Annotated in this window: 13 protein-coding genes; 4 read left to right on the top strand and 9 right to left on the bottom strand. The window is 72.7% G+C overall.

The genetic code is table 11. The features are described 5' to 3' along the window. Positions 1-70 precede the first annotated feature (70 nt). Positions 71-1,531, bottom strand: coding sequence for an MFS transporter (locus ACFXAM_RS32090; protein ID WP_380296576.1), 1,461 nt, complete (start codon positions 1,529-1,531; stop codon positions 71-73). A 143-nt stretch (positions 1,532-1,674) separates the two neighbouring features. Here ACFXAM_RS32090 and ACFXAM_RS32085 point away from each other — a divergent pair, with 143 nt between their 5' ends. Then, positions 1,675-2,388: a TetR/AcrR family transcriptional regulator gene (locus ACFXAM_RS32085; protein ID WP_380296575.1), complete on the top strand. Its 714-nt coding sequence runs from the start codon at positions 1,675-1,677 to the stop codon at positions 2,386-2,388. 104 nt (positions 2,389-2,492) lie between these two features. Here ACFXAM_RS32085 and ACFXAM_RS32080 read toward each other — a convergent pair whose 3' ends face one another. From ACFXAM_RS32080 to ACFXAM_RS32045, 8 genes are all read right to left on the bottom strand, one after another. Continuing rightward, the gene (locus tag ACFXAM_RS32080; protein ID WP_380296577.1) at positions 2,493-3,461 is read right to left on the bottom strand and encodes a cytochrome c oxidase assembly protein; all 969 of its coding nucleotides are present in this window, start codon (positions 3,459-3,461) and stop codon (positions 2,493-2,495) included. A gap of 187 nt (positions 3,462-3,648) precedes the next feature. After that, complete coding sequence (locus ACFXAM_RS32075) at positions 3,649-5,490, bottom strand: FAD-dependent monooxygenase (protein WP_380296573.1); 1,842 nt, start codon at positions 5,488-5,490, stop codon at positions 3,649-3,651. Continuing rightward, the gene (locus ACFXAM_RS32070; protein WP_380296571.1) at positions 5,487-7,013 is read right to left on the bottom strand and encodes a class I adenylate-forming enzyme family protein; all 1,527 of its coding nucleotides are present in this window, start codon (positions 7,011-7,013) and stop codon (positions 5,487-5,489) included. Before ACFXAM_RS32070 ends, ACFXAM_RS32075 begins: the two co-directional genes overlap by 4 nt. Positions 7,014-7,063: 50 nt before the next feature. Beyond that, positions 7,064-8,263 carry a kynureninase gene (locus ACFXAM_RS32065; RefSeq protein WP_380296570.1) on the bottom strand — a complete coding sequence of 400 codons (1,200 nt, stop codon included), beginning with the start codon at positions 8,261-8,263 and terminating at the stop codon, positions 7,064-7,066. Continuing rightward, positions 8,260-8,811 carry a flavin reductase family protein gene (locus tag ACFXAM_RS32060; protein WP_380296568.1) on the bottom strand — a complete coding sequence of 184 codons (552 nt, stop codon included), beginning with the start codon at positions 8,809-8,811 and terminating at the stop codon, positions 8,260-8,262. Before ACFXAM_RS32060 ends, ACFXAM_RS32065 begins: the two co-directional genes overlap by 4 nt. A 163-nt stretch (positions 8,812-8,974) precedes the next feature. Next, complete coding sequence (locus ACFXAM_RS32055) at positions 8,975-10,570, bottom strand: tryptophan halogenase family protein (RefSeq protein WP_380296566.1); 1,596 nt, start codon at positions 10,568-10,570, stop codon at positions 8,975-8,977. A 21-nt stretch (positions 10,571-10,591) separates the two neighbouring features. Further along, positions 10,592-11,548 (bottom strand): alpha/beta hydrolase, encoded by a 957-nt coding sequence (locus ACFXAM_RS32050; protein ID WP_380296564.1) that lies wholly within the window; start codon positions 11,546-11,548, stop codon positions 10,592-10,594. A 20-nt stretch (positions 11,549-11,568) separates the two neighbouring features. Then, the gene (locus tag ACFXAM_RS32045) at positions 11,569-12,480 is read right to left on the bottom strand and encodes a tryptophan 2,3-dioxygenase (protein WP_380296563.1); all 912 of its coding nucleotides are present in this window, start codon (positions 12,478-12,480) and stop codon (positions 11,569-11,571) included. Between the two features lie 377 nt (positions 12,481-12,857). Here ACFXAM_RS32045 and ACFXAM_RS32040 point away from each other — a divergent pair, with 377 nt between their 5' ends. The 3 genes from ACFXAM_RS32040 to ACFXAM_RS32030 all read left to right on the top strand — a co-directional run. Further along, positions 12,858-13,340, top strand: coding sequence for an RrF2 family transcriptional regulator (locus tag ACFXAM_RS32040; RefSeq protein ID WP_380296561.1), 483 nt, complete (start codon positions 12,858-12,860; stop codon positions 13,338-13,340). 163 nt (positions 13,341-13,503) lie between these two features. Then, positions 13,504-15,126: an MFS transporter gene (locus tag ACFXAM_RS32035; RefSeq protein ID WP_380296560.1), complete on the top strand. Its 1,623-nt coding sequence runs from the start codon at positions 13,504-13,506 to the stop codon at positions 15,124-15,126. A gap of 37 nt (positions 15,127-15,163) precedes the next feature. Then, positions 15,164-15,663, top strand: a 500-nt coding sequence (locus ACFXAM_RS32030; RefSeq protein ID WP_380296558.1) for an AMP-binding protein, incomplete at its 3' end; no start/stop codon positions are given.

Below are 15,663 nucleotides of genomic sequence, written 5' to 3'. Positions count from 1 at the left end.
TCCCGGTGCGTCGGCTCGCGCTCGCCCCGGAGCGCCGGGCCCATGAGGACCGCATGGCCCTGCGGGGCGCTCAGTGCCCCCCGTCCTCCGGCCGGGCGTGCCGGGGGAGCAGGAAGGCGGTCAGGAAGGCCGCGGCGAGCAGTGCGGCGACGAGCCCGTACGTCCAGCCGGCCGCGTGCCGGAAGCCGTCGGCGCGGGCCCAGCCGAAGAACGCGGTGCCGAGCAGGGCGACCCCCACCGAGCCGCCGAGCTGCTGCTGGGCGTTGAGGACGCCGGAGGCCGAACCGGTCTCGGACTCCTCGACCCCGGCCAGCGCGATGTCGAAGAACGGCGCCATGATCAGGCCGAGGCCCAGCCCGGTCAGCGCGAGCGCCGGGGCCGGCTGCCAGCTGGTGAGGCCCGCGTCCCCGCGCTCGACGGTGAACCAGAGACCGAGCGCGCCCGCGACGGCGACGGCGATCCCGGCATGCAGCACCCGGCGGCCGTACCGGGGCGCCAGCAGGCCGCCGGAGAGGACGGCGCCGACGACCACGCCGACCGACAGCGGGATCATCGAGAGCCCGGCGTGCAGCGGGGTCCAGCCGAGGCCGAGCTGCAGGTGGAGGGTGAAGACCAGCAGCAGCCCGGAGAGCGCGGCGAAGAACACCAGGCCGGTGGCGAGCGCCGAGACGAAGGCCCGCTTGCCGAACAGCGAGGGCTCGACCAGCGGGGTGCCGCCGCGCCGCAGCACGCCGCGCTGGTGCCGGGTGAACAGCCACAGGACCGGCACCGAGGCGGCCATCGAGAGGAAGGTCCACAGCGGCCAGTCCAGCTCGCGGCCCTGGACCAGCGGGTAGACCAGCAGCAGGACGGCGAGGCCGAGCACCAGCACGCCGACCGGGTCCAGCCGCCCGGCGCCGGGGGTGCGGGTGAGGTGGTCGGCGGGCAGGATCCGGGTGGCGGCGAGCACCGCGAGCAGGCCGGGCGGCAGGTTGATCAGGAAGACGGTCCGCCAGCCGAGGCCGAAGAGGTCGGCGTCGGTGAGGTAGCCGCCGAGGGTGGGGCCGAGCACCGAGGAGAGGCCCAGCACGGGGCCGAACAGCCCGAACGCGGCGCCGAGCTGCTCGGGCGGGAACATCGCCTTGACGAGGCCGAGCCCCTGCGGGATGAGCAGGGCCGCGAACAGGCCCTGCACGGTGCGGGCGGCGATCAGGGTGCCGGCGCCGGGCGCCGCCGCGCAGAGCAGCGAGGCGAGGGTGAAGCCGGCCGCGCCGAGGACGAACAGGCGCCTGCGGCCGAAGAGGTCGCCGAGCCGGCCGCCGGTGATCAGCAGGACGGCGAAGGCGAGCGTGTAGGACGCGGTGATCCACTGGATCTGGGCGTCACTGCCGCCGAGGTCCTGGCGGACGGAGGGCGCCGCGACGCCGACGATCGTGGTGTCGAGGAGGTCCATCACCTCGGCGGCGAGGACGACGGCGAGGCCCGCCCAGCGCAGCCGGTGGCCGGCGGTCGGGGGTGCGGGGGCCCGGGGTGGGGCGGTCTGACTGGTCATGGAGGCGGTCTCCGGAATCAGAGCTGTCGACGAACGCTGTTCGTCGGAACGAACGCTGTTTGGTTCAACGAACAGTGTTCTCCCATGGAACAGTGTTCGTGTCAAGTAATCTGGGATCCGTCGCCGACCCCGAAGGAGCCCCCATGAGCAGTGCCGCCCCGCGTTCCGGCTGGCCCGAGCACTGGCAGGGGAAGGCGAAGGCCGCCCCCCGGAGGCAGCCGCTCAGTCAGGAGCGGATCGTCGAGGCGGCGCTGCGGATCGTCGACACCGAGGGCATGGACGCGCTCAGCATGCGCCGGGTCGGCCAGGAGCTCGGCACCGGCGCCGCCAGCCTCTACGCCCACGTCGGCTCCAAGGAGGAGCTGGTCGAGCTGGTCCTGGACCTCGCCTACGCCGGCATCGAGCTGGAGCCGGCCGACCCGGCCCGGTGGCAGGAGCAGATCAAGGACCTGTTGCGCCGCTCCCGGGAGGCCCTGCTGTCGCACCGCGACCTGGCCAGGGCCGCGGTGGTCGCCAACGTCCCGGTCACCCCGCACGCGATGGACATCGTCGAGGCCATGCTCGCCATGCTGCGGGCCGGCGGCCTGGACGAGCAGACCGCCGCCTACGGGGTCGACCTGCTCGGCCTGTACACCACCGCGACCGCCTTCGAGGCCTCCAGCCGGGGCGGCGCGAACACCCAGGAGTTCACCGACCGGATCCGCGCCTACTTCGCGACCGTCCCGGACGAGCGCTACCCGATGATCACCTCGATGGCCGCCGCGCTCACCCGCAACGTCGGCGAGGAGCGCTTCGAGTTCGGCCTGGACATCCTGGTCGCCGGCCTCGCCCGGCAGGCCCCGGGCGGCGCGGCCTGAGGACCGCCCCGGACACGCAGGAGCCCCGGACACGCACCCGCCCCGGACACGCAGGAGCCCCCGTCCGTGATCGGACGGGGGCTCCCGGGGGGAACGGGCCGGGCTCAGCCGGCGTCGGCCGCGGGGCGCCGGCTGCGCTGGTCCAGCGAGGCCAGGTAGGCGTTGTACGCCGCCAGCTCGGCGTCACCGCTGCGGTCCTCGGCGCGGTCCCGGCGGCGCGAGAGCCGCTGCTCCGAGCCCATCCACTGGTAGACCAGCGCGATCAGCACGATCGCGGTCGGGATCTCGCCGAACGCCCAGGTGATGCCGCCCGCGAGCTTCTGGTCGGCCAGCAGGTCCGTCCCGGGCGGCGCGCCCTCGGTGGTGAAGGTGTTCACCAGCTGGTGGTTGGCCATCATCACCGCGACGCCGAAGAACGCGTGGAACGGCATGCCCATGAACAGCTCGATGATCCGCATCACGTGGCCGGGCCGGTGCGGGCCCGGGTCCACGCCCATGATCGGCCAGAAGAAGACCAGCCCGGTCGCCAGGAAGTGGACCATCATGAAGATGTGCCCGAGCCGGTACTGCATCAGGAAGTCGAACAGCGGGGTGAAGTAGACGCCGTACAGGCTCGCGATGAACAGCGGGATGGTGAAGGCCGGGTGCGAGATCACCTTGACGTAGGTCGAGTGCAGCAGCGCCACCAGCAGCTCGCGCGGCCCGCGCGGGCGCCCCTTGCCGGCCGGCCGCAGCGCCCGCAGCGCCAGGGTGATCGGCCCGCCGAGCAGCAGCAGGATCGGCGACAGCATGGAGAGCACCATGTGCTGCATCATGTGCGCGCTGAACAGCACCATGCCGTAGTCGTTCAGACCCGTGCAGGTGACCAGGATCACCGAGCCGACACCCAGCACCCAGGCCACCGTGCGCCCGACCGGCCAGCCGTCGCCGCGCCGCCGCAGCCGGACCACGCCGGTGACGTACAGCGCGAGCGCGGCCAGGCTGCCGATCAGGAACACCCAGTCGGGGGACCAGGTGAGCACGTTGGAGAGCGAGAAGGGGCCGAGTTCGGTCATCCCGCCGTGGTGGTGCATGCCTGACATTCCGTCGCCCATCGGCGGGTCCTGCTTTCCCTCGTCACGGCCCCTGGGTGGGTCCGGTTCGCCCGTTTTGCTTCGGCATACAGCCTAGGCGGGCCTTACCCCGGGCCGCGCCCCGGCCCCCGTCGCACCCGCGGGCGTCCGTGATCCGTGCGGGAATCCCCGCTCCCGGCCCGCCGCGTCAGGCCCCGCCCTCCGTCCGGGCGGCGCCGCGCACGCACCAGGCGTCGATCCGCCCCGCCAGGATGTGCGGCTCCGCCTGGTCCGGACGCGCCCGGAAGCCACTGAGCATCACCGGGATCCCGAGCGCCGACCGCACGGCGTCGGCCCATTCGAGCGCGTCGAGGACCGCCTCCGGGTCCGCGCCCCCGCCGGGCCCGGCGTCGAGGTCGGCCAGCTCGCACAGGCCCGCCGAGCGCAACGCGCGCAGCCGGGCGAGCAGCGCCTCCACGGCCCCGCCGGACGCCGGGCCGCCCGTGGCGGCGACCGTGCTGCGCACCGCGACCACCGCGCCCGGGGCCCGGCCGCCGCCTCGGTCGGCGACCGCGGCGGACAGCGCCGCCGCCTCGCCGCCCGCCCGGGCCGGGTCCGGCGGGCAGACGCCCATGTCGACGACGACCAACGGCGGCGGGGCGTCGGAGTGCCGGGAGGCCGGGCCGGCCAGGTGGTCCGCCAGCCGGTCCGCCGTGACGACGGCGCCGCCCGCCGGGCGCCCGGGCGGCGCGAGCACACAGCCGTACGGCGCGTCCTGCGGCACCGCGCCCTCCGGGGTGCCGTCGCCGAGGTCGAGCACCAGGCGCCCCGGGAGCCGGAGCCCGCCGACGTCCAGCGGCAGCGCCAGCGCGCCGTCCGGGGCGGGCCGGTAGTCACCCCCGGCGACCACCCGGGTGGCCTCGTCCACGAGGTCCGGGGCCTCGGCCCGGACCCTCGCGGCGACGGGCAGGACGGCCCGGCTGAGCAGGTGCACGGAGAACTGCGCGCCCGGCCGCTCCAGGTGGGCCGGAGCGTTCTCGAACCACCGCATGCTGCGCTCCCCGGCGTCCTGGAGGGCGCGGACGCTGGGCAGCCGCCTGCGCTCGTACTCCGCCAGCGCGTCGGCGACGACCTCGTGGCGGTGCAGCGCGCGGGCCAGGTAGTAGCCGTCCTCCAGGGCCATCCGGGTGCCCGACCCCACCGAGTAGTGCACGGTGTGGGAGGCGTCGCCGATGACCACCACGTTGCCGCGCACGCAGCGGTCGAGCCGTACCGCGGGGAAGTTCGCCCAGCGCAGGTCCTTCGCCTGGAGGGGGTGTCCGGCGAGGTGCTCGGCGAAGACGTCCGACCAGTGGCCGAGGTCCTGCTCCAGCCGCTCGCGTTCCGCCGCGGCTGCGGGGTCGCCGGTGGCGGGCAGCTCGACCACGAAGGTGCTCACGCCGTCCCCGTGCGGGTAGCCGTGGGCGACGACCGGTCCGTGGGCGGTCTCCTCGAAGATGAAGGTCATGGCGTCGAACTCGGCCGCGGTGCCGAGCCAGGCGAACCGCGACCGGCCCAGCCCGGTCCGCGCGCCCAGCTCCCCGGCGAGGGCCCGCCGGGTCCGGCTGGCCGCGCCGTCGGCGGCCACCACCACGTCGTACTCGGCGCTCAGCAGCTCCGCGTCGGCGGCGACCCCGTAGTGCAGGGCGACTCCCGCCCCGGCCGCCCGGCCCGCCAGCTCCGCGAGCAGCCGGTGCCGGGAGAGGGCCACGTAGCCGTGGCCGGCGCTGCGGTGGCGCCGGCCACGGGCCCGCACCTCGACGGCGTCCCAGGTGACCTGGGCGGCCAGCAGCCGGCCGAGGGAGGGCGCGATGAAGTCGATGGTGCGGACGGCGGTGTCCGAGAACACCACGCCGTACCCGTAGGTCTCGCCCTCGGGCGCGCGTTCGTACACGTCGACGCTCCAGCCGGGGCGGGCCGCCTTGATCTGCGTCGCGGCGAGCAGGCCGGCCGGCCCGGCCCCGATGCAGGCGACCCGCCTCGGGCGGCCCTCGGGCGGCGTGCGGGTCATCGGCGCGCCCCGGCCTGCTCGGCGCTCTGTCCGGCGGTCTGCTCGGCGGTCTGCTCGGCGAGGACCCGGCGGAGGATCTTCCCCGCCCCGTTGCGCGGGATCTCCGGGACGATCACGACCTCCCGGGGGAGCTTGTACGAGGCCAGCCGGCCGTGCAGGTGGGCCAGGAGCCGGGCGGCGGCGAAGGCGGGGTCCTCGGTGACGACGAAGGCCAGCGGCACCTCGCCCCAGACCTCGTCCGGGACGCCGATCACCGCCGTGTCGCGCACCCCCTCGAAGCCCGCGATGGCGTTCTCCACCTCGGCCGGGAAGACGTTCTGGCCGCCGCGCTTGATGACGTCCTTGATGCGGTCCTTCAGGTGGACGAAGCCGTGGGCGTCCATCACGCCGAGGTCGCCGGTGCGGACCCAGCCGTCCACGACGGTCCGGCCGGTCTCGACGGGATCGCCGACGTAGCCCGACATCCGTCCGGGGGCCAGCACGCACACCTCGCCGATCTCGCCGAGGGGCAGCGGGCGGTTGTCCTCGTCGTGGATCTCCACCCTGATGCCCGGCACGCTGCGGCCGCTGGACTCCCGCGGCACGGTGTCCGCCCCCGGCGCCCCCGGGCCCACCGACCAGGTGCAGAAGGTGCCGCCGGCCTCCGTCATGCCGTAGATGTTGCGGAAGCCGCAGCCGAAGGCGCGCGCGGCGTCGCGCAGCAGGTCCTGGCTCATCGGGGACGCGCCGAACATGATCTCGCGCAGACGGTTCTCGACGACGGCGTCGGGCCCCACGGTCATCATCAGGAAGCGGAGCATCTGCGGGACCATCCACAGGTGGGTGATCTCCTGCTCGGCGATGGTGCGCAGCACGGCGCGCGGCTGGAACTCGCGCATCAGGTGGAGCGTCGCCCCGGCGGCGAGGTAGTGGAACGTCACGGTGACGCCGCCGTGCGCCAGCGAGTTGAGGTTGAGCAGCCGGACGCTGTCGTCCACCCGTGCCTCGGCCAGCCAGGAGAGGGTCATCTGCCGCAGCGCCTCGGAGGTCTGCAGCACGCCCTTCGGCTTCCCGGTGGTGCCCGAGGTCAGCAGGTAGGCCAGCGGGTCGGAGGGGGAGGCGGCCGGCGCGGTGAGCGGGACCTCGGTGGTCAGGGCCCGCCGGAACTCCTCCGACTCGAAGACGGTCGTGCGGGCGGCGTCGAGCCCGAGGCGGTCGACCAGCCGGCGCTCGCCGATCACGTGCCGCACCCCGAGGCGCTCGGCGACCTCGGTGAACTCGGCCGGGGACATGGCGTGGTTGACCGGGACGAACGGGGCGCCCAGGTGCGCCAGCGCGAAGTAGGCCACGATCACCTCGAACCTGTTGCGCGCGTGCACGGCGACCGGGTCACCGTGCCCGACGCCCCGGTCGCGGAGGTGGGCCGCCACCGACTGGGCGGCCGCCCTGAGCTGCCGCCAGCTGAGGCTGCTCGTCCCCTCGACGACGGCCGGGGCGTCACCGCGCTGCTGGCAGTGCCGGTCGAGGATGTCACTGAACCACATTGATCTCTCCGATGAACTCGTACGGTGCCGGGACCGGTCGGCCGTCCGCGTCAGGCGTCGGCGGGCTCCGTCAGGAGGCGCAGCGCCATGACCGCTCGGTGGATGTCCGTGTAGGAGACGTAGAGGCTGTTGAAGCCGAACCGCAGCAGGGCCGGGGGGCGGACGTCGCCGATGACGCCGTGGGCGGCGAGGCCGTCCATCAGGTCGGCCGCCCGGGGGTGGCTCAGGGTGACCTGGCTGCCGCGCCGGTGCCCCTCGCGCGGGGTGACCAGGTCGAAGCCCCGGCCGGCCAGGTGCGCGTCGGCGCAGGCGATGAAGAACGTGCCCAGCGCGAGGTTCTTCGCCTGGACGTCCGCCATGGAGAGGCCGTCGAAGGCGTCGAGCGCCGCGTCGAGCGCCGTCAGGGACAGCATGTGCGGCGCGCCGATCCGGAACCGCGACATGTCGGCGGCCGGGCGGTAGCCGGCCGCCATGTCGAAGGGCGCGGCATGGCTGAGCCAGCCGGTCAGCGGCTGGTCGGTGGCCGCGCGGTGGCGTTCAGCCACGTAGACGTACGCCGGGGCGCCCGGGCCCCCGGAGAGGAACTTGTAGGAGCAGCCGACGGCGAGGTCCACCCCGGCGGCGTCCACCGAGATGTCGAGCGCGCCGGCCGCGTGGCACAGGTCCCAGACGGTCACCGCGCCGGCCGCGTGGGCGGCGGCGGTGACCTCCGCGAGGTCCAGGCGTTCGCCGGTGCGGAAGTCGACCGGGCTCGCGGCGACCACGGCGACCCGCTCGCCGAGCTCGGCCAGCGCGGCGCCGAACCGTCCCGCCGGGACCGCGCGGACCTCCAGGCCGAGCAGCCGGGCGACCGAGTCGGTGAGGTAGCGGTCGGTGGGGAAGGCGTCGGTGTCGGCGAGCACGATCCGGCGGTCCGGCCTGAGCCGGGCCGCCGTGGTCAGCGCGTTGAACCACTGGACGGAGGTGGAGTCGCCGGTGACCGTCTGGCCGGGCGCGGCACCGATCAGCCGGCCGATCCGGTCGCCGACCCGCAGGGGAGCGGTCAGCCAGCCGTCGTCCGTCCACCCCTTGATCAGGTGGTCGCGCCACTGCCGGTGGAACCCGGCGAGGGCGTCGGCCACGCCCGCGGGGGCGGCGCCGAGCGAGTTCCCGTCCAGGTAGACGACGCCCGGGGGCAGGTCGAAGCGTTTGCGCGCGCCGCCGAGCGGGTCCGCCCGGTCGAGCTCCTGGGCGTGGCTGCGGCTGGTCATCCGAGAGCTCTCCGATCGGGCGAGGGGGTCGCGGCCGCCTGCGCCCCGGTCCAACTGCCGTATTGGCGGCGGCCGTAGAGCAGCGGCAGGTGCCCGTCCGTGGTGGTGACGCCGAACACCCGCCCGAAGACGACCAGGTGGCTTCCGCCGTCCACGGTCCGGTCGACCCGGCAGTCCGCGATGGCATGGGTGTGGCGGGACAGGTGGGGGCCGCCGTCGCCGGCGGCCCAGGGCAGCCGGTCGAAGCGGTCCGCGTCCCCCGAGCTGAAGAGTTCGCCGACCTGCCGCGCCCCGCCGTGCAGCAGGTTGACGGCGAAGGCGCCGCTCTCCAGCAGGGCGGCCAGCGTGGGGCTCTCGGCGCGCAGGCAGAGCAGCAGGGTCGGCGGTGAGGTGCTGACGCTGCAGAGCGAGGAGCAGGTCATGCCCCACGGCCGGCCGTCCGCGTCGCGGGCCGTGACGACGGCCACCCCGGTCGGGAACTCCGCCATGAGTCCGCGGAAGGCCTCCGGGGACACCGGCTCGGGCTCGGCCGCAGAGGTGGCGTTCACGGCCGAACGCCTCCGTCGGCCGTCGACCCGGCCGTCGACCCGGCCTTCGACACGGCGGCCTTCGACACGGCGGCCGTCGCCGGCCGGCGGCGGAATGTCATGCGGACCTCCGGGAGGTCGGAGCGGGGCGGCGGCCCGGCTGGCTCCGGGCCGCCGCCTACGGTCACTTGCCGTGCAGCTGGCGCAGGAACTCGTGGGTCGTCGGCAGCGTGGCCACCAGCTCGTCCCGCTGGCGGCGGACGTCGGCGAACTTCGCCTCGGCGGCGGCGATGGCGTCCGGCCGGTGGGCCAGCGCGGGCATCGGGCGGTCCGGCAGGTAGTCGAGACCGGCGAAGACGCAGTAGTAGTTCGCGTTGCTCCAGAAGTTGCGGAACTCGGCCTCGAAGTTGCCGTAGTAGTTGCTCTCGTCGGTCACCGGGAGGTTCACGCCGAGACCGGACTTGTAGAGGGCGACCTTCTCCTTGAAGCCCTCGGCGAGTTCGAGGTCCTTGCAGGCGCGCCAGAACGGCGTGTCATTGCGCGGGGCGAAGCTGAAGTGCCCCTGGATGAAGTCCCGGGTGTCGTCGAACATGGTCTCGATTTCACGGTTGAACCGGTTGACGAGAACGGGGTCGAAGCTCTTGTCGGGGAAGTTCTTGACCAGCTGGTAGAGCGCCGCGTAGACGAAGTAGATGCCGGTGGACTCCAGGGGCTCCAGGAAGCAGGAGGAGAGGCCGATGCCGACGCAGTTCTTCACCCAGGCGCGCCGGTTGCGCCCGACCCGGAACCTGATGTGGTTGAGCGGCTGGGTCTCGGGGTCGAGGCCCCACATCCGGCAGAACTCCTCGGTGGCCTCGTCCTGGGTGGCGAACCGGCTGGAGTAGACGTAGCCGGTGCCGAAGCGGCCGAGCATGGGGATCTTCCAGGACCAGCCGGAGGACATCGCGATGGCCGAGGTGAAGGGCTCCACGCCGTGGGCCTCGTCGTCGTGCGGCACCTGGGTGGCCACCGCGCGGTCGTTGAGCAGGTGGTCGCCCATGTCCAGGAAGGGCTCGCGCATGACCTGGTTGATGAGCAGGCTGCGGAAGCCCGAGCAGTCGACGAAGAGGTCGGCCTCCAGGGTGCGGCCGGACGCGGTGGTGATCGAGGTGATGTGGCCGCGCTGGTCGAGCGCGGCGCTGACGTAGGTGTCCTCGATGTGGACGGCGCCCTGCTTCTCGGTGGCGAAGCGGCGCAGGAACCTCGCGACCAGGTTGGCGTCGAAGTGCCAGGCGTAGCTGGCCACCTTGGTGCCGTCCAGGCGGCGCGGCGAGAGCTTGCGGTCGAAGATCTCCGGCTGCACGTAGCACGCCCGGTCGAACGGCTCGTCGGTCTCGCCGTTCAGCCGCTTGCGGGTCCAGTAGTGGGACAGCGGCAGGTTGTCGTGCTCGGGCAGCAGCCCGAAGAGGTGGTCGAAGTGGTCCTTGCCGCCGGCGTGCGGGCGGCCCACGGCCTCGCCGGCGCCGGGGGTGCGCCAGTTGACGAACCGGATGCCCATCTTGAAGCTCGCGTTGCATTCCGGCATCCAGTCCTCCTCACGCAGGCCGAGGAAGTCGAAGAACACCTTCTGCAGGTTGGCGATGGTGGCCTCGCCGACGCCGATCCTGGGGACCTCAGGGGCCTCCAGCACCGTGATCTTGACGGTCTGCCCGAGAGCCCGGCCCAGGTACGCGGCGGACATCCAGCCGGCCGTGCCGCCGCCGAGCACGACGACGCTCTGAATCCGGTTGTCGCTGTTCATGAGGAGAAAGCCCCCTAAAGGTCAGGTCGTGGTCCGAGCGGATCCAGCGGGTTCAGCGGGTTCAGCAGGTCCGGCGGGTTCAGCAGGTCCGGCGGTTCCGGCGGTTCCGGTGTCCGGTGCGGCCGCCCGCAGCGGCCGCAGGACCGACGCCCCCAGCGCGGTGGCCGGGTCGGTCAGGTCGAAGGTGATGTCGAAGTGGTTGCGGTGGTGGACGACGAGGTCGTGGATCCCGGGCGAGCGCTGCCCGAGCGCCTCGACCGCCTCGCCGTGCTGCCGGCAGAACTCGTCCGTCTCGGCGCCGCCGCGGGCCACCACGAGCGGCGGGAGCCGGTCGGGCAGGTGGTGCAGCGGGCTCAACTGGCGGGCCGTCACTTCCGTGAGCCCCAGCGGCTCGTTCACATAGGTGAGCCGGAGCGGTTCGAGGTCGTAGACCCCGCTGATCAGGACGGCCCCGGCGAAGACGTCGGCCGGATGCCGTCCGTCGGGCCGCCAGTCGTCCAGGAGCGCGGACAGCACCAGATGGGCCCCCGCGCAGTGCCCGGCGAGGTGGATGCGCCGGCGGTCGACGCCCAGGTCGTCCGCGTGCCGCACCAGCCATTCGAGGCCGCGGCGGGCCTGGCCGACGATCTGTTCCAGGGAGTAGTGCGGGGCGAGCCCGTAGCCGAGCGCCGCGAACGCGGCACCGGCCGCCACCGCCCCCGGCGCGGGGAAGGCCGAGTCGTCCTTGCTCAGCTCCTGCCAGTACCCGCCGTGGACGAAGACCAGGAGCGGGGCGTCGGGGCCGTCGGCCGGGAAGAAGTCCAGCGTCTCGCAGGCCTCGGGGCCGTACGGGATCCCGCGGCGCACCGCGAGCTCCTCCCGGGTCCGCCGGCTGCGCGCGGCGTACTCGGTGAGGAAGGGCTTGATGTCGTCGACCTTCGAACTGGGGGAGTACTGGATGTCCAGGGCTTCCTGGTCGTACTTTCCGTAGACATTCATGAAAGTCGCGCCTTTTCCGTTCAGAGTCGGGTGCGGACGCTCCACAATTCTGGGAAGAAACGGTGTTCGGCGACCCGGCGGAGCCATTCCACGCCGAGTGTTCCGCCGGTTCCCGGTTTGTAGCCCATGATGCGTTCGACGGCGAGCAGGTGGGTCGTGCGCCAGCGGGAGTAGTGGTAATTCAGATCGGCCAGGGCCTCGGCGAACACATAGAGTTCGTGGTGCTGCCGCGGAGAGCCGTAGACCGCCGCCCAGGCGTCCTCCACCAGGACGTCCGGCTCGTACGGTTCGGCGTAGCGCTCGTTCAGGCACTTCCGGGGAATGAGACCGCGGCGGTGCAGGACGGAGAGGGCCGCGTCGTAGAGGCTGGGCGCCCGCAGGACCTCCGACACCTGCTCGTGCAGCCACGGCACGGCGTGGTAGGCCTCGGCCATCCGCGGGTCCTTGTTCCCGAGGGAGAACTCCAGCTGCCGGTACATGTACGACTGGAACCCGGAGGCGGCGCCCAGCGCGTCGCGGAACCCGAGGAACTCGGCCGGCGTCAGCGTGCTGACCGGCTCCCAGCAGGCGGTGAGCGTGCGCTCGACCGACGCCACCCGGCGCAGGAAGCGCATCGCCTCGGTGAGGTCGTCCTCGAACAGCAGGTCCCGGACGCGGTTGACCTCGGTGAACATCAGCTTGAACAGCAGCTCCTGGACCTGGCCCACGATGTAGAAGGTCAGCTCGGCGGGCTCGTCGGTCCGGGGGTGCTGGAGGCTCAGGAGCGTGTCGACGCTGTGGTAGTCGATGTAGGGTGTGCTGTTCTCGTTGACCCGGCCGATGCTGAAGTCGAGCACCGGCTCCCCGCCGCTCTCCGCGGCCCGGGCCCGGCGGTCCTGCTCCGTCAACGGCGTGTAGGCGCGGGGACCGGACACGGTGTGATCGCTGGACATGGAAAGTGGAACCCCCGTCGATTCTCCTGCGGAATACCGGAATGCGCTCGCGACCGACCGGAAATCGGAAATCCCGTCGCCCGGCCGATGCCACTCCAGCGGCACCGGCCGGCGCCCGATTTTTCCGGTCATGCATCAGGAGACCCTGCACGGCAGGGCTCCGAGTGACAGTACGGGCTGGATTTCGCCGCGTCAACGAACAAATTGAAGAGGTTCACCGCGCATGAATTTGCCATTATGGATATTCGAGCCGCAATGTCCCGACATGTACATGAAGGGGTCGAACCCGGCAAGGCGGGCAAAGGGTGCAGGAGTGCCGGATCCGGCCGGGCGGAACGCCGCTTGTCTGAACCAAGACATCCGCTATCCTCGATGTCATGAAGATGGGAGCGGGCGTCGAGTGGATGGTTCATGCCTGCATCACGTTGGCGTGCGCCCCTGCCGGAGCCCCCGTCCAGGCCGGTGCGTTGGCGGAGTTCCACGGTCTGCCGAAGGCCTACCTCGCCAAGCAGCTCCAGTCGCTGGTGCGGGCCGGTATCCTGCGCTCTACTCCAGGGGTGCAGGGTGGCTTCTCGCTCGCCCGTACGGCGGGTGAGATCTCCCTGATGGACATCGTGGTCGCCGTCGAAGGGCCGGCCGACCTGTTCCAGTGCACCGGGATCCGCGACAACGGGGTCGGCGCCCAGCTGGGCATGACCAGCGGCCGGCTTCCGTGCATCGTTCAGATCGAGATGTCCAAGGCCGAGATGGCCATGCGGAAGGCCCTGGCCGCACGCACGATCGCGCACTTGATCGAGAGCCTCGACAGTGGTGCCCCCAAGGTCCTGGGCGTCACCCGGGAGTGGCTCCAGGCCCTCTGAGTCCTCGGTCGCCACCTCTTTCCCCCGGCGTCCCCTCTCTCCGCACCGTGCGGAAGGGGGGCATCGGGGTGCCGTGACGCGGGTGCCGGGCGTCGCTGCGCAGCGGACCGGCACACCTGTTCAGGCCGTGAAGGCCACCGAGAAAGACCACCGAGGGGGAGTCTTGACCGACAGCATGCTCGCGCCGGCGCAGACGGGGGTGGCCCGGTCGCGACCGCCGGGTCTCTCCGTCGCCATCGTCCTGGTTGCGGCGTTCCTCGTGCTTGCCGACTCCTCCGTGGTCAACGTCGCGGCCCCGGTCCTCCAGAGCGAGCTGAACGCGAGCTTCTCCCAGGTGCAGTGGGTCGTCGCCATCTACCAGCTCACCTACGCGGTCCTGCTGATCACCGGCGGCCGGTTAGGTGACCTCTACGGACGCAAACGGCTGTTCGTGATCGGCCTGGCGGGGTTCATCCTGACCTCGGCCGCCTGCGGACTCGCGCAGAGCCCGTCCATGCTGATCGCCTCCCGGGCGCTGCAGGGGCTCACCGCCGCCCTGATGTACCCCCAGACCCTCACCGTCATCCAGGTCGTGGTGCCGCCGGAGCGCCGCCCCAAGGCGTTCGCCGCGCTGGGCATGGTCGTCAGCGCCGCCACCATCGTGGGCCCGATGCTCTCCGGCGTGCTCATCCAGCTCGACCTGTTCGGCAGCAGCTGGCGGCCGGCCTTCCTGGTGAACCTTCCGATCGGCATCGTCGCGCTCGTCGCCGCACTGCTCTACCTGCCCGAGTCCCGTTCGGAACAGGCCCGCAAGCTCGACCTGCCGGCGGTGCTCCTCATCGTCACGGCCCTCGCCTGCCTGTGCTTCCCGCTGATCGAGGGCCACGAGCGCGACTGGCCGTGGTGGAGCTTCGCGCTGATGGTCGTCTCCGTCCCGCTGTTCGCGGCGTTCGCGCTGCGCTGCGCCAGGGTCCACCGCCGGACGCAGTCGGCGCTGATCCCCCCGTCGCTGTGGCGCGACCGGGCGTTCACCGTCGGTCTGCTGATGTACATGCTCGCCTACTCGGGCATCACCTCCTTCTTCCTCTACCAGTCGCTGCTGCTCCAGTTCGCCTACGGATACAGCGCGTTGACGGTGGCCGCGGTGATGGCCCCCTTCGCGGTCGGCTCCCTCGTCGGCTACTATTCCTCGACCCCGTTCGCACGCCGCAGGAGCGGCCGGGTCTCCGTCACCGTGGGCGCCCTGGTGTGGTCCCTCGGTGTGCTCGCCGTCGGCCTGACGACGCTGCTGGCCGGCAACGGACTCAAGGGCTGGTACTTCATCCCCTCGTTCGTCGTCGCGGGCTTCGGCCTCGGTCTCGCGCTCGCCCCGCTGCTCGGACTGGTCCTCGGTTCGATCCGCAGTTCGGACGCCGGGTCCGCCTCCGGGACCCTGAGCACCGGTCAGCAGGTCGGCGCGGTCCTGGGCGTCGCCCTGATCGGGGTGGTGTTCTTCGGAACCCTGGGCTCCTCCGCCCGGAACTCCGCGGACCACCTGCCCGCGACCACCAGTGCGAGCGTCGCCGCGAGCCTGCGGGAGTGCGTGATCGCCCAGGGCGAGGGCGACCCCGCCGCGGCCGCCGAGTCCGCGGCCTGCCGGGAGGCCCTGGCCGCACCCGGCCCCGAGGCGAGGGAGGCGCTCACCGACGCGGACCACCACGGTTACCGCATGGCCTACGGGGTGAGCGTGCTCGTCCTGGCCGGGGCCGCGGCCGCGGTGGCGCTCGGCGTCCGGTTCCTGCCCAGGCCGGCGGGTGCCGACAAGTAGCAGTGAGCCCCCCAGACAGGTGGAAGGGACAACGGCAATGACCGCAACGCTGCTCCAACTGCTGGAAAGCCGGGGTGGATCGTCCACCCTCACCCTGGTCGAGGAGGACCGCAGGGTCCTCCTCGCCGACCTGCTCGCGGAGTCCCGCGTCACCGCGGCCGGGCTGGCCTCCCTGGGCATCGCCCCGGGGGACCGGGTCGCCTTCGTCATGCACAACGGCAGCGGCTTCCTGCGGCTGCTCTTCGGGGCCCAGTACCTCGGGGCGGTGCCGCTGTCGATCGCCCTGCCGTTCGGATACGGGGGCGTGGACGGCTACGTCCAGCACGTGGCCGGCATCCTCGCCGACTCCGGGGCCGGTGTCCTGGTCGTCGATCCGGAGCTGAAGCGGGTGCGCGGCGCGCTGGAACGCGCGATCCCCGGCGTCACGGTGCTGTCGGCGGACGCGCTGCCGGCCGGCGCCGCGGGCCGGGTGCCCGCGGCGCCGGCCGACCCCGAGCCGCAGGCCTACATACAGGACACCACCCGCAGCACCCCCAG

The sequence above is a fragment of the Kitasatospora sp. NPDC059462 genome (assembly GCF_042749955.1).
In the GTDB taxonomy this organism is placed as follows: Bacteria; Actinomycetota; Actinomycetes; order Streptomycetales; family Streptomycetaceae; genus Kitasatospora.
The sequence above is the reverse complement of the archived record's forward strand: the minus strand, read 5'-3'. Positions and strand labels throughout refer to the sequence as shown.

Excerpts from the sequence above, each read along its gene's own strand:
- ACFXAM_RS32090 (WP_380296576.1), bottom strand. The coding sequence starts at position 1,531 with ATGACCAGTCAGACCGCCCCACCCCGGGCCCCCGCACCCCCGACCGCC.
- ACFXAM_RS32085 (WP_380296575.1), top strand. The coding sequence starts at position 1,675 with ATGAGCAGTGCCGCCCCGCGTTCCGGCTGGCCCGAGCACTGGCAGGGG.
- ACFXAM_RS32080 (WP_380296577.1), bottom strand. The coding sequence starts at position 3,461 with ATGCACCACCACGGCGGGATGACCGAACTCGGCCCCTTCTCGCTCTCC.
- ACFXAM_RS32075 (WP_380296573.1), bottom strand. The coding sequence starts at position 5,490 with ATGACCCGCACGCCGCCCGAGGGCCGCCCGAGGCGGGTCGCCTGCATC.
- ACFXAM_RS32070 (WP_380296571.1), bottom strand. The coding sequence starts at position 7,013 with ATGTGGTTCAGTGACATCCTCGACCGGCACTGCCAGCAGCGCGGTGAC.
- ACFXAM_RS32065 (WP_380296570.1), bottom strand. The coding sequence starts at position 8,263 with ATGACCAGCCGCAGCCACGCCCAGGAGCTCGACCGGGCGGACCCGCTC.
- ACFXAM_RS32055 (WP_380296566.1), bottom strand. The coding sequence starts at position 10,570 with ATGAACAGCGACAACCGGATTCAGAGCGTCGTCGTGCTCGGCGGCGGC.
- ACFXAM_RS32050 (WP_380296564.1), bottom strand. The coding sequence starts at position 11,548 with ATGAATGTCTACGGAAAGTACGACCAGGAAGCCCTGGACATCCAGTAC.
- ACFXAM_RS32045 (WP_380296563.1), bottom strand. The coding sequence starts at position 12,480 with ATGTCCAGCGATCACACCGTGTCCGGTCCCCGCGCCTACACGCCGTTG.
- ACFXAM_RS32040 (WP_380296561.1), top strand. The coding sequence starts at position 12,858 with ATGAAGATGGGAGCGGGCGTCGAGTGGATGGTTCATGCCTGCATCACG.